Origin of the sequence: Bulleidia sp. HCP3S3_C9, assembly GCF_052064035.1 — a bacterium.
In the GTDB taxonomy this organism is placed as follows: Bacteria; Bacillota_I; Bacilli_A; order Erysipelotrichales; family Erysipelotrichaceae; genus Bulleidia.
The window spans coordinates 36,213-49,629 of the sequence record NZ_JBQHWJ010000006.1; the positions used below are offsets into that span (position 1 = coordinate 36,213).

The following is a 13,417-nucleotide window of genomic DNA, read 5'->3' on the forward strand; positions in this document are numbered from 1 at the left end:
TCTCCCTTACTTTGCCTTATTCTCGAAGAATAATCCTTTTAATTTACTTGTTAATGTATCTTCCTTAGAATCAATTTCTTTTTTCTTTTCGCGATAGCTGACGGATTTTTTAAATGCGTCCATATCTAAGCTATCATCGATATATCCCGTAATAGGAAGCTTGTCCTGATATGCATATAAAAGGCCAAGAGGTGCTGTTAAACCAGCATTTCTTCCACCCAGTGTTTCAGGGATATAACACTTTACACTACATCCTAAGCTCTCAGAAAGGAGATCAGAAAGACCTTCTGTTTCTCCACCTTCACCTGTAATAATAACAGTAGTAGGTCCAGCTTGCAAGATAGGCTCGCAAGTTTTTATGAGATCTTTAACCCATTGTGCTACATTTTTTTGAATGCTTTCGACAAATTGTTTTTCAGAAATTGTCTTCGTTTCACCGTCTTTTGACCAGATATGTACAGGATTATCTGTATATACTTTCTGATTGAAACGAATACTGTATTTCAATAGTTCAACTGCATCTGATGTTGCAACGCCATATTGATCTACACAGTCACTAACAAGATTTCCAAGACCTGCAGGCAATACACCCGCTGTTGTTAATCTACCCTTTCTAAATAATCCAAGAACCGTAGACTGTCTTTCAATCTTTAAAACAACAATTTGTTTTTCAACTGCTCTTTCAAATAGAGCTGCTTCTTTTCCAACTGCATATACTTCAGGGAAAATATCTAATACCTGTAAACCAGCATTTTCAACACATCCCACAAGATCATATGCAAGTTTTCGATCAGCACACAATAAATCAACATCAATAGATAATTGAGAACACTTTTCACCGATTGGAATACGACGTGTAGCGATACCATTTACAATATATTTCACACATACTGTCTGGATCAAAGCATAATCTTTTGAAATATTGACACTCTCTGCCTTCTTGATTGCATTTCTAACATCCTGGATCGTAATGACACCATCAATACCAGAAACATCTACTGTAGAACGCAAAGAATATTTTTTTGTTTTATAGGACGGAATTGCTAAGATAACTTTCTTGATTTCCGCTCCAATTGTACGCTTCGCACTGCCTGCTGCCTTACGTAACGCATTTGAGATCTCATCTGGATCAAGTACTTGATCGTATGTAATTCCAAAGCATGGGATCCTTTCAACTTTTATAATATTGAAGCGGGCATTAAAAAATTCTCCAACAACCAGGCGCACCTCATGGTCTGCTACTTCAACGCTTGCAAATATTTGTTTATCGCTCATGAAGAACTCCTTTCATCTCATAAACATGTTAAATTGTAACATAAATCAAATTTGAAAAATAGATATTAAAAGAAAAATAAGCCAAAATATCTAAAATATTGTTATTGCAAAAAGTCATATTTCATGTTATTCTACTTGAGCAATTGTGAACGAAGGAGGGTATATATGTCTAGAGTTTGTGCCGTTTCCGGTAAAAAAGCATTAAGTGGTAACAGACGTTCTCATTCTTTACGCGCTACAAGACGTAAGTGGAATGTAAATTTACAAAAAGTACACATGATTGTTGATGGTAAGCCAATGACAGTCAAAGTTTCTGCTCGTGCACTTAAGACACTCAAGTCCAAGTCCGCTAAAGCAGTCAATGCTTAATTAAAAAAGATTCCTGATGGAATCTTTTTTTATGCATCTTTTGTCTGCAGTACAAGAAGACAGCCCTCTTCTATTGTGAGTATTCCTTCATCATGCAATATTGAATTGGATAAAGTAAAGATCGTATCTTGATTCATTTCATAATGCGTAATTGTATATTCAAATCCTTCTAAACTGATTTTTGCATTTGTTTTTGTAAAGAAGGAAATAAATGCATACCCATCTTTTTTAATATGATAGACACCTTTTTGTAATGCATATACTTTATTTGTCTTATCATACAGTGTTAAAACATTTGGATGTTGATATGCCAGACATAGATTGTAGTAAGAATGGTCCATTCTTCCACCAAATGCTCCCAGCATGTCAATTTCATCATAGCCTCTTTTGATTGCTTCATTGAGAGCACACAAAGAATCAGAGTCATCTTTGATGGGATTCAATTGAATGATTTCATCTGCGTATTGTTCAATACATGCAAGATCTTTTTTTTCAACGGAATCAAAATCTCCGATTGCAAGCTTCATAGGAATATGCAGTTTTGCCAATGTCAAAGCACCCTTGTCTGCTCCAATATAATCACAATCTTCTTTTACAACGTCTTCTATCAGCTTTAAAGCAATCTTTACTCGCATAAAGACTGCACAGCTTTCTTGATATCATTTTTGAAGACATAGCTGCCCGCAACAAGCACATCTACACCAGCTTCTTTACAAAGCTTGCCAGTAACATCATTGATACCGCCATCTACTTCAACAAGTGCATGAGAATGCATTTCCTCAATCAATGCCTTTGTTTCACGAATCTTCTCTGGTGCGTTTTCTCTGAATTTCTGACCACCAAAACCTGGTTCTACAGACATAATCAATACAAGATCAAAATCAGCTATGTAAGGTCGCAATACTTCTACTGGTGTATCCGGTTTAATGGAAATTCCAGCTTTTTTATTACGGGCATGAATCTTATCTGCCAGTACTTTAATATCTTTTTCTTCCACAGCTTCATAGTGGAATGTGACTAGATCTGCACCTGCATCCATAAATACATCTGCATAGTACATTGGATCTTTGATCATTAAATGTACATCTTTGTATAATGGAGAAGCTTTGCAGAATGCTTTAAGAATATCCGGTCCAAAGGATAAGTTTGGTACAAAATTTCCATCCATCACATCATAATGCATCCATTCAGCACCAGACGCATTCAATTCATCAAGTTGTTTTTTTGTGTCACTGTAATCAAGTGACAATACACTAGGTGCAATAATCATTAGAATTTTTCCCTTCTTTCATGAATCATTTGTAATACTTGTAAATAATTTTTATATCTTTCCTTCGGAATCAAACCATCTTCTAGCGCCTGCTTGACAGCACACATTGGTTCATTTTCATGAATGCAGTCATTAAACTTGCACTTTCCGATATACGGAAGGAAATCAGGCACATAATTTCCCAATTCATTTGCATTCACGTGTGCAAAATCCAGGGATGAAAAACCAGGAGTATCCGCAACAAGCCCACCAGCAACCTTATGCAGTTCATTGTGACGTGTTGTATGTTTTCCTCTGCCTAACGCTTTTGAAATTTCCTGCGTTGCTAAATGAAATGTAGGATCCAGCTGATTTAATAAAGTACTTTTGCCAGCACCTGACTGACCTGTCAGTACAGATATCTTTCCTTCTAGAAAAGAAGAAACTTCAGGATTCAAAGAACCTTTGGCAGTACGAATAACTTTCATTGGTCCTCTTTCATATTCACGAATTCTTTCTTCCGTTTCTTCACTGATTCCAAGATCAGTTTTTGTAACGATCAGCATTGGTTCAATTCCACTTTTCATGATCAGCATTGATAGACGATCTATCAATGCTGTTGAAAAATCAGGATCTTTGACAGACATCACAATCAACACCTGATCAACATTGGCAACACTTGGACGAATCATTTCATTTCTTCTAGGCGATATTTTTTCAATGACATATCTGCCATGGGATTCTTTACATTCAACAATATCACCTGTAACAGGTACACGCTGTTTTCGAATCTTTCCTGTCAGAATACTGTCAAAAGTATTTCCCTCTTCATCCATTAATGTATATTCTTTTGAAACAATTTTTACTATTCTTGCTTTCATTCTTCCTCTTATGATTAGTAATAATACAGTGTAATATAGTTATTTTCTTTCTGTGTATAAGATGTGCCATATGCTGGATCACATGAAATAACGACACCAGGCGTAATACTATCTAATTCTTCCTGACTCATTTGTGTTGTATCACGATTACTTGTCCTCACAACTGCCCCCATATGTTCAAGTTCTCGCTGTGCACTTTGTACATCCATACCGATAATATCATCTGGAATCGTAATCGTTGGATATGTTGCGTATACCAATGTAATTTCATTTGGTTTAGAAGGATCAAATAACGTTCCTGCCTGCAGCTTTTCCTGGCGAAGAATTGTTCCACCAGTTTTCATAGAATCTTCTGAAACTGCATTTACAGTTAGATTTGGATATTGACTGTTCAATTGTTTTTTTACATCTGTAATATTCTGACCAACAAAATCATCACATGTAACGCCAATACCACTAGACACAACAAGGGAAATAGAGGTATCGCCGCCAACTTCACTGCCTTCTTCAGGAGAAGATGAAATGACAATTCCCTGTTCAATATCTTCTGTCAATTCATAAGATATGTTGGATTCATCAATATTTAAATTTGCTTTATGTAATGCTTTTTCAGCATCCTGCAGACTCATTCCCTGAATAGAAGGAACTTTTGTATTGCGCGGGAGGAAATTGAATATCAGTGCTGCAATGATTCCAACAACAACGACAATTCCAAATATTGTCGCAACAGGCTTTGTATAGTTTTTTCCTTTTTCGTGAGAAGAAGTCTCATATGTATGAGAAGATGTGAAATTTGTATGTTTTCCTCTAGCTGGTTCTGCCTTTACATTTGTCTGTTCTTTTTTCTGCTTCTGAATATTTTCATGCAATACAAGTTTTCTCTCATTCAAACGTTCTGGTCTTAAACAAGTTGAAATATCCTGCAGCATTTCTCGACATGAACCATAACGATTGTTTGGATCTTTTGCGGTTGCACGTGTAATTACATTTGCGATGCTTTGTGGAACAGATGCATTGATCAAACGTACATCCGGCATTGGCTCTCGCATATGCTTTAAAGCAATCTGTACTGCCTGATCCGCCTTGAAAGGAACATCTCCTGCAAGCATTTCATATAGCACAATTCCTAAAGCATAGATATCTGACTGCGGAGAAGCAGCTTCTCCTTTAGCAAGTTCAGGTGCAAGATAATGCACACTTCCCATAACATTATTTGCCTGCGTCAATTGCATTGATCCTTTCGCTGTCGCAATACCAAAGTCAAGAATCTTGATAGAGCCATCTGCTTTGACAATAACATTCTGAGGTTTGATATCACGATGAATGATGCCTCTACTGTGTGCTTCAGAAATCGCGGAACACAATTGCTTCATAATATCTACAGCTTCTTCATTTACGAGTGGTCCACGAGATCGAATAACTTGTTTCAGCGTCTTTCCCGTAACATATTCCATGACAATATAGTGATGTCCCTTATAATCACCAACGTCATAGATTTCAACAATATTTGGATGCGCTAAAGCTGCAGCTGCCTGTGCTTCTCTTTCAAAACGTAAAATACTGACTGCATCTGTAGATAAGTCAGCCCTTAAGATTTTAATTGCAACCTGACGATTCAGAATCGTATCGACCGCAAGAAAAACATCGGCCATACCACCCTGTCCGATATGAGAAACAACTTCATAACGATCTGCAATAACATTCTTACGATTTGTCATTACGCTTCACCATCCAAATCAATAAATATGACTGTTACATTATCATATCCACCTGCATCCAATGCGCTCTTCATCAGTTTACGAGCACTCAATGATGGATCCATATCTGTATCCAGTAAAATGGATTTCATTTTTTCTTCTTCAACATATCCATGCAGCCCGTCAGAACATAATAAAATTCCATCCATATGTTCCTTATGCAGATCAATATCCGCATGTACACTTTCCCATACACCAAGTGCATTTGTGAGTATATTTTTCTTTGGGTATGTTTTTGCTTCTTCTGGCGTCAATTCTCCATGAATCAGCATATCATTTACAAGGGAATGGTCCGTTGTCAATTGTGTCAATCTAGAATGATCATATAATGCATATGCACGAGAATCTCCAATATTTACAATCATCTTTCCAAAAGAAGTAATCATGACACCACAGAATGTTGTACCCATGCCTTTTAGATTCTCATGTGTCTGTCCATATTCAAATATTTGTAAATTACATGCGTTGATAGCTGAAGTGATCCACTTTCTAGCTTCTTCTTCACTTGTGAATTGTTCCGTTTCAGAAAATACTTTTGAAAAGAAACGTACTGTCATTCTAGAAGCAATATCTCCTCCAAAATTACCGCCGATTCCATCTGCAACAATCGCAAAAATGTCATTTGCTTCATTTGTCGCAATGACATAAGAATCCTGATTATTTTTTCTCACAAGTCCTTTATCTGTAATTCCATAATATTTCATGAAGATTGTTTATTCCTCTCATGTTTTGCACGTAATTGACCACATGCAGCATCAATATCATCACCATGCTTCTGACGAAGTGTAGCCTTTACACCATGCTTCATCAATATGTCATAGAAATGCAATGCTTTTTTATCATCCACACCAATATATCCATTTTCATCTACCTGATTGTATGGAATCAAATTGATATATGCATTCATTCCACGAACTAGATTTGCTAATGTGATTGCCATTTCATCAGAATCATTTACACCATGCAGAAGAATATATTCAAATGTCAGACGTCTATGATTGTCTTCACTGTATTCTCTTAATGCCTGCATCAGTTCATCCAATGGATAAGCCTTGGCAATTGGCATTAATTTTCTACGCAGTTCATTTGTAGGTGCATGTAAAGAGATTGCAAGATTGTATTGATAATGTCCTTGTGCAAATTCTCTGATTTTTGGAACAATTCCACAAGTTGAAATTGTGATGTGTCTAGATCCGATTGCTAAGCCAAGATCTGAGTTTACAATAGAACAGAAATTCATGACATTCGTATAGTTATCAAAAGGTTCTCCTGTACCCATCACAACAATGTTATCAACCCTTCTACCTTCTTTGTCTAACTGTTTTTGAACAAACATGACTTCTCCAACGATTTCACCCGCTGTTAAATCACGTTGCTTCTTTAATAGACCAGAGGCACAGAATGAACATCCCATATTACATCCAACCTGAGATGTTACGCATAAAGAATCACCATACTGAAAGTGCATTAAAACAAGTTCCACACTAGAACCATCTTGTAATTCTGCTAGAAACTTAATTGTTCCATCATGAGAAACCTGTCTTTGAATTTCCTTTAATGGTTCAATGGAGTATTCTTGTTTTAACTGTTCAATAAAAGATTTCGGAAGATCACTCATTTCATCAAATGAGGATACTCTTTTCCGATATAGCCAAGAAAAAATCTGTTTTGCACGATAGGCTTTCTGTCCATGTGCTTCCAGCATTTCTTGCATTTGTTTCAATGTTAAATCATATATTGTTTGCATACACACTTATTCTATCATATTATTCTTGATTTTTTGTCAGCTTTGCGATATAAAAGCCATCATAATGCTCTTCAAACGGGAAGACTGTTCTTTCTTCGATACATGTAAATTCTGGATGTTCTTTCAAAAAGTTTTTAATTTGTCCTGAATTCTCTTTTTTATTTAATGTACATGTAGAATATACAAGAATTCCACCCTTTTTCAGATACGAAGAAGAAATTTCTAGAATCTTCTTCTGCGTATGAATAATTTCATCAATATTTTCTGGTTTTAAATGATAGCGGATTTCTGGCTTATGAGAAAGATCTCCCAGCCCTGAGCAAGGTACATCACATAAGATACGATCAAAACTCTCTTCTTCAAAAGAAACTTTTGTTGCGTCATTCACTTTTGTTTCTACATTTGTATTTCCACACTTTTTCATCAACTGATCAATCAGCTGACAACGATGTTCATAAAGATCACAGGCAATGACTTTTCCTGTATTCTGCATATAGCTGGATATGAGCTGTGTCTTTCCCCCTGGTGCAGCACAAATATCTAAAACCTGCATGCCTTCTTTCACATCAAGATATTTAACTGGCAGGATCGAAGCTGGATTTTGAATCAGTACCTGTCCATTTTTGAAATAGTCACTCGCAAGAATGGATTGATGCATCGTGAATGATTCTTCATTGATAAAATGAATTGATGGATCATTCATGAGCTGTTCCTTCGTTATCTCTAATGGATTGATTCTTCCATAGACCTTTGGAATCTTTTGATCTGCTTCAAGAATTTTCAGCGTTGTTTCTTCACCATAATGTGCATTCCACATATCGATGATCCATTTTGGATGTGAATAAAGAATTTCCTTTACTTCCGTTGTCTGTAAACCATTCGCCTGCACTTTTCTAAGGATTGCATTCACAAAGCTTTGATCATGTGTATTTACAAGATCATGTACTTCATTCAAGATTGCATATTCTTTTTCATTTGTAAAAAACATCTCAAATACCGCAATATCGATTGCAAGTGCTGTTTTCAGTTTTGTTCTTTTTGCGTATTTTCTCCATTGATATTCAAGATACGTATAGTTTCTTAATACACCATATACAATATTTGTTACAGATGCCATTTCTTCTTTTTTGATTTTACTTTCACGCATGATTAAAGATGCATATCCGTCATCATGCATTATTCTATATAAAATATTCAATGCTTCACTTCTCGCACTCATAAAACTCCTTTAATCCAATGTCAATGGATTGACATCAATACGTATTGTATTGATATCCATTTCTGTATCTGTTAATACATTTTTAACCTGTTTTCTCATCTCGTCTAGATTTTTCCCTTTTAATAAGATTCTTTGACGATATAGATCTTTTTTCTTTAATAGAGAAATAATACCAATGACTTTAAAATTCCCTTGTAAATGATGCATCAGCAACAGTGATGTATGATCCACTTTATTCTGTTGAGTGGATGATACTGTAATTGCGATGAGATATGTATATGGAGGATATTGTCCAGCTTTACGAAACTGCATCTCATGCATAAAGAACTTCTCATAGTTCTGCTCTTTCGTACACTGAACAACATAATGGGACGGATCAAATACCTGTATGACAACTTCGCCATTTGTATCTTTTCTTCCACTTCTGCCACTTGCCTGCATCAGTAAATCAAATGTTGCTTCTGCACTTCTAAAATCAGTACGATTCAATCCTTCATCTCCATTGATGATTCCAACAAGCGTTACATTTGGAAAATCCAGACCTTTCGCAATCATCTGTGTCCCTAATAGTATTTCAGCTTCTTGATTTTCAAAAGCTTTTAATATTTTTGCATGTGCATTTTTTCGACTTGTTGTATCAGCATCCATACGTAGTGTTTTAACACCTGGAAACATCTGATGCACTTCTTCTTCCAGTCGTTCTGTTCCAAAGCCAAACGTTGTAAAACCATCTCCACTTCCGCAATGTGGACAGATTCTAGGTACATACATTTCATATCCGCATGTATGACATTTCATTTTCCCAATATCTCTATGATAGCTCATTGCGATATCGCAATGTGGACAGCGAATGACTTCCTGACATGATTTGCATCGTAATTGAGAATGAAACCCTCTGCGATTCAAAAGCAGGATAATCTGCTTATGCGATGCTAACTGCTTCTGCATTTTCTCTTTCAGGGTATCAGAAAGAATAAAAGATTCTCCATGCATCATTGCTCGTTTCATATCTACTAATGTAATATCCGCAAAACAATGATTGATTCTTTCTTTGATTTCAACAAGATGATATACATGACGCAATGCTCTTGCATAGGAATCTAGCGAAGGCGTTGCAGAACCTAGAATGACTTTACAGTGATGGTATTTTCCTCTTTGTATCACAATGTCACGTGCATGATAACAAGGCTGTACATCTTGTTTATAGGATACATCATGTTCTTCATCCATCACAATCAGACCTAATTGATCAAACGGTAAAAATACAGCACTTCTTGTTCCTACCACAATACGTGCCTGGTTGTTTTTTACAAGCTTCCACTGTTCATATTTCTCCTGTGCATTTAAACCAGAATGATAAATCGCCAGTGCATTGTGAAAGCGTGAAGAAACTCGTTCAATCATCTGTGGTGTCAATGCAATTTCTGGTACAAGAATCAATACTTGTTTACCTTGCTTTAAGCATTCCATCGCAAGCTGCAGATAAACTTCAGTTTTGCCTGAGCCTGTTACTCCATGTAAAAGATACACCGCATCCTCTGTATCCGTAATTTCATGCATTGCCTTGTTTTGACTATCTAGCAAGGCAAATGGTGCAGCCATCACTTCATTTTCAATGGGTTGTGCATCTCTTTCTTCTTCAAATAAAATGAATGCATTCTTTTCTACCAGTGTATGCGGAATTGTTTTAAACATTTCACGCAGCGTAGAATATTTCACTTTTCCATTCTGTTGAACATAAAGATATGCCTGCAATTGTTTTGGTGTCAAATTCACTTCTTCATCCGATAATTTCACCCATTTTTCTTTTACGCGATGTTTATCTTTTCCAAGTGGTTTCACAATGGATGGAAGCATTGCCTGAAAACACGAAATCGTTGTAGATAATGTCTGATCTTTCATCCATAAGGCAAGATCATGCAGCTCTTCATTGATCAATGGCTGTTCATCAATAATATTTGAAATATATTTAAGAGAAAATCCAAATCTCTGTTTGATTTGTTCTTCTGTTTCTTCTGTATACGTACAGCTTTCACTAAAGCCTGTTAACTGCTTCACGCCAAAAGGAACAGAAACTCTGCATCCTTGTAGAATTTCAATATTTGAAAGATAGGAATATGTCTGATCTAACGAACGAACGGGATGTTCGATCCACACTTCAACAATATACATACCTATTATTTTACATGGAGTTGTCATATTCGCATAGAATAAAGCGAAAGAAGAAGGTAAAATAGATGCTAGATAAGTGAGGAAGGCTTTTATGAAAATCACAAGAAAATATACACTTGGTATCATTGGACTCGGACATATGGGAACAGCCATTGCACGTGGTGCAGTTAGAAAAGAATATATTGAACGCTATAAGATTGCAGTATATGACCATAGCGAACATGCGAAAAATGACTGTCGTATTGAAGGTTTTGACAATCTTTCTTCATTGAAGGAACTTGTTGAAAATTCTCATATCGTTTTACTTGCGGTAAGACCTCAACAGGTTGAAGAAGTATTAGATGAAATCAAAGATTATGATATTCATACATTACTATCCATCGTCACAGGTGTTTCCATTCAGCATTTGCAATCCAGACTCAACAATGCTCCAATCATTCGTTCTATGCCAAATACACCATTACAGATCAATGAAGGTGCAACTGCATTATGTAAATCAGAAAACTGCAAGGCAGACGACTATGACTTTGTATTCCAGCTGTTCGCTACGATGGGTGTAACAAAAACTGTCAAAGAAGAACAGATGGAAGATATCGTTGCCGTCCATGGTTCTACACCTGCCTATATTTATTACTTTGTACAATGTATTTTAAAAGATGCGAAAAAAAGAGGCATCGACGAAGATGTTGCACGATCTTTACTTGTACAGACGGTCATCGGTTCTGGCAAACTGTTACAGAAATATGCGGATAAACCACTAGACGACTTCATTGATGAAGTATGCTCTGAAGGCGGCACAACGATTGAAGCTGTCAAACAGTTCAAGAAAGATAATCTAGAAACAATTGTACATGATGCAAATGAGAAATGTATTGCACGTGCAAAACAGCTTGGAAAATAAATGCCAGGGAGTTCATTGAACTCCCTGCTTTTATTCATGCGGTTTGTGTCTGTACATCTTCTGTATATGTTTCTGGATTCAGCTGTAGAAGCTGGATATGATCCTTTGCTTCTTCTGCAATGCAGGCACATGCATCCGCGATTCTTTCTAGATTATCAAGTAAAGTAGAATAGCTGACATGTAAAGATGGATCACATTCTTTACTCTTGACTCGTTCTAGATGTGATTTATGGTATTTCCTTTCTTCATTTCTCAGTACATTGCGAATCAGGATGGCTTCCTGTGCACATTCTCTATCACCAGTCTGAATAGCATTCATCGATTTTCTTAACAGATCTGTCACTCGATCAATACTATGATCCATCTGTTCACTTGCCATCATAGAAAATGATTTATTCATTGCACTTGTTTCTTTCAAGATATGATCAATATCTCTGCAGCGATCTGAAATTCTTTCCAGGTTATTGGATACATATAAGTAACCCGCAAGCTGTTCTGCTTGTTGTTCTGTAATAGATGCATTGGAGAACATTTTAGTGATATAGTCTGCAATCTCTTCCTGTAAGTCATGTACCTGCTTTCGCATATTATGGAATGTGGCAAACTGCTTTGAATCTTTGCCATGATGTAATGCAGATTTTAATTTCTGTAATACTACTACTGTACTGCTGCCTAATCTAGAAGTTTCTTCAGAAACAAGGTACATTGCGACAAGTGGCTGATCAATCACATGTTCATCCAGATATTGTGGCTGTGAAGTTGATTTTACAGTTTCATTTCCATCTGGAATGATTGTTGTAACGATCTTTACCATCAACTGAATCAGCGGCAGCCATGCCAGTGTACATACAACATTGAACAATGTGTGTGCGTTTGCAATCTGTCTGGCAATAATATCCACTTCATTTCCCTGTGGAGAAATCATTGTTACTACCTTAGCGAATAAAGGAATAATCATTAGAAATACGATACTGCCTGTGATATTGAAGATACTATGTGAGATTGCTGTTCTTTTAGCATTCTTGCTTTGAGCGATGGATGCTAATAAAGCTGTAATCGTTGTACCGATGTTATCTCCTAATAAGATAGGAATTGCACCTGTCAAGCCGATAACACTATGCACGCCATCAGCTCCTGCTTGAGAAGCAAAGTTCTGCAATACCGCAATGGTTGCGGAAGATGACTGTACAACAAGTGTCATACCTGCACCTAAGATAACACCTAGAACTGGAATATCTTTTACTTTATCCATCATTTCTAAGAAGAACGGTGCTGTTGCTAATGGTTTCATGACTGTACCCATGATTTCAATGCCTTCAAACAACAATCCAAATGAGAATATTGCTAAACCGATATTTTTCATCTTTTCATTTTTACAGATGAAATTCATCATAAATCCAGCAAATATAATTGGGTAAATATAGTCTGTGATTTTAAAAGCCATGAGCTGTGCTGTCATTGTTGTACCAATATTGGCACCAAAAATAACAGAAATAGCCTGTGGCAGTGTCATCAGATTTGCAGAAACAAATCCAATTGTCATAACTGTTGTAGCACTAGATGACTGTAATACAGCAGTAACCAATGCACCTGCAAGTGCACCCATAACAGGATTCTTTGTTAAAAAACCAAGAATCTTTTTCATCTTCTCACCTGCAGCTTTTTGTAAAGCATCAGACATGCTATTCATTCCATATAAGAATAATGCAAGTCCACCTATCAATCCAAACAAGATTTTTACACTTTCGTTCATAACCTTCCCTCTTTGTTAAGATCATGTTAAGTGTAAAATTCATCTCTATCTATCTTCTCACTCGAAAGTTTTTGTAAAATATTTGTAAAATGGC

General features: G+C 36.3%; 12 protein-coding genes. 2 read left to right on the top strand and 10 right to left on the bottom strand.

Going from position 1 to position 13,417, the window contains the following annotated elements:
* Positions 1-6 precede the first annotated feature (6 nt).
* Positions 7-1,275 (bottom strand): cell division protein FtsA, encoded by a 1,269-nt coding sequence (locus ACTND6_RS02360; RefSeq protein ID WP_441021643.1) that lies wholly within the window; start codon positions 1,273-1,275, stop codon positions 7-9.
* Between the two features lie 165 nt (positions 1,276-1,440).
* On the opposite strand from ACTND6_RS02360, the gene rpmB reads away from it, so the two are divergent.
* A complete protein-coding gene (gene rpmB / locus ACTND6_RS02365; protein WP_178175791.1) occupies positions 1,441-1,644 on the top strand; it encodes a 50S ribosomal protein L28 in 204 nt (67 codons plus the stop codon).
* A 29-nt stretch (positions 1,645-1,673) separates the two neighbouring features.
* On the opposite strand, the gene ACTND6_RS02370 is transcribed toward rpmB, so the two are convergent.
* The 8 genes from ACTND6_RS02370 to priA are packed head-to-tail and all read right to left on the bottom strand — an operon-like array spanning position 1,674 to position 10,669.
* Positions 1,674-2,279, bottom strand: a complete 606-nt coding sequence (locus ACTND6_RS02370) for a thiamine diphosphokinase (protein ID WP_441021645.1) — start codon at positions 2,277-2,279, stop codon at positions 1,674-1,676.
* Entirely contained in the window at positions 2,270-2,914 is a 645-nt protein-coding gene (rpe, locus tag ACTND6_RS02375; RefSeq protein ID WP_441021647.1) for a ribulose-phosphate 3-epimerase, read from the bottom strand. The genes ACTND6_RS02370 and rpe overlap by 10 nt, the downstream gene beginning before the upstream one ends.
* Positions 2,914-3,774: a ribosome small subunit-dependent GTPase A gene (gene rsgA / locus ACTND6_RS02380; protein WP_441021649.1), complete on the bottom strand. Its 861-nt coding sequence runs from the start codon at positions 3,772-3,774 to the stop codon at positions 2,914-2,916. Before rsgA ends, rpe begins: the two co-directional genes overlap by 1 nt.
* A 14-nt stretch (positions 3,775-3,788) precedes the next feature.
* Entirely contained in the window at positions 3,789-5,492 is a 1,704-nt protein-coding gene (gene pknB, locus ACTND6_RS02385; RefSeq protein WP_441021651.1) for a Stk1 family PASTA domain-containing Ser/Thr kinase, read from the bottom strand.
* Positions 5,492-6,235 (bottom strand): Stp1/IreP family PP2C-type Ser/Thr phosphatase, encoded by a 744-nt coding sequence (locus ACTND6_RS02390; protein ID WP_178175797.1) that lies wholly within the window; start codon positions 6,233-6,235, stop codon positions 5,492-5,494. The genes pknB and ACTND6_RS02390 overlap by 1 nt, the downstream gene beginning before the upstream one ends.
* Positions 6,232-7,278 carry a 23S rRNA (adenine(2503)-C(2))-methyltransferase RlmN gene (rlmN, locus tag ACTND6_RS02395; RefSeq protein WP_178175799.1) on the bottom strand — a complete coding sequence of 349 codons (1,047 nt, stop codon included), beginning with the start codon at positions 7,276-7,278 and terminating at the stop codon, positions 6,232-6,234. Before rlmN ends, ACTND6_RS02390 begins: the two co-directional genes overlap by 4 nt.
* 19 nt (positions 7,279-7,297) lie before the next feature.
* Entirely contained in the window at positions 7,298-8,497 is a 1,200-nt protein-coding gene (rsmB, locus tag ACTND6_RS02400) for a 16S rRNA (cytosine(967)-C(5))-methyltransferase RsmB (RefSeq protein WP_441021654.1), read from the bottom strand.
* A 9-nt stretch (positions 8,498-8,506) separates the two neighbouring features.
* The gene (gene priA / locus ACTND6_RS02405; RefSeq protein WP_441021656.1) at positions 8,507-10,669 is read right to left on the bottom strand and encodes a replication restart helicase PriA; all 2,163 of its coding nucleotides are present in this window, start codon (positions 10,667-10,669) and stop codon (positions 8,507-8,509) included.
* A gap of 91 nt (positions 10,670-10,760) precedes the next feature.
* Here priA and proC point away from each other — a divergent pair, with 91 nt between their 5' ends.
* Positions 10,761-11,570, top strand: a complete 810-nt coding sequence (gene proC, locus ACTND6_RS02410; protein WP_441021658.1) for a pyrroline-5-carboxylate reductase — start codon at positions 10,761-10,763, stop codon at positions 11,568-11,570.
* A 34-nt stretch (positions 11,571-11,604) separates the two neighbouring features.
* Here proC and ACTND6_RS02415 read toward each other — a convergent pair whose 3' ends face one another.
* On the bottom strand, positions 11,605-13,323 hold the full coding sequence (locus ACTND6_RS02415; RefSeq protein WP_441021660.1) for a Na/Pi cotransporter family protein: 1,719 nt from the start codon (positions 13,321-13,323) through the stop codon (positions 11,605-11,607).
* Positions 13,324-13,417 lie beyond the last annotated feature (94 nt).

Coding starts and splice junctions, on each gene's coding strand:
- rpmB (WP_178175791.1), top strand. CDS start 1,441: ATGTCTAGAGTTTGTGCCGTTTCCGGTAAAAAAGCATTAAGTGGTAAC.
- ACTND6_RS02370 (WP_441021645.1), bottom strand. CDS start 2,279: ATGCGAGTAAAGATTGCTTTAAAGCTGATAGAAGACGTTGTAAAAGAA.
- priA (WP_441021656.1), bottom strand. CDS start 10,669: ATGTATATTGTTGAAGTGTGGATCGAACATCCCGTTCGTTCGTTAGAT.
- ACTND6_RS02415 (WP_441021660.1), bottom strand. CDS start 13,323: ATGAACGAAAGTGTAAAAATCTTGTTTGGATTGATAGGTGGACTTGCA.
- rsgA (WP_441021649.1), bottom strand. CDS start 3,774: ATGAAAGCAAGAATAGTAAAAATTGTTTCAAAAGAATATACATTAATG.
- pknB (WP_441021651.1), bottom strand. CDS start 5,492: ATGACAAATCGTAAGAATGTTATTGCAGATCGTTATGAAGTTGTTTCT.
- rpe (WP_441021647.1), bottom strand. CDS start 2,914: ATGATTATTGCACCTAGTGTATTGTCACTTGATTACAGTGACACAAAA.
- ACTND6_RS02360 (WP_441021643.1), bottom strand. CDS start 1,275: ATGAGCGATAAACAAATATTTGCAAGCGTTGAAGTAGCAGACCATGAG.
- rlmN (WP_178175799.1), bottom strand. CDS start 7,278: ATGCAAACAATATATGATTTAACATTGAAACAAATGCAAGAAATGCTG.
- rsmB (WP_441021654.1), bottom strand. CDS start 8,497: ATGAGTGCGAGAAGTGAAGCATTGAATATTTTATATAGAATAATGCAT.
- proC (WP_441021658.1), top strand. CDS start 10,761: ATGAAAATCACAAGAAAATATACACTTGGTATCATTGGACTCGGACAT.
- ACTND6_RS02390 (WP_178175797.1), bottom strand. CDS start 6,235: ATGAAATATTATGGAATTACAGATAAAGGACTTGTGAGAAAAAATAAT.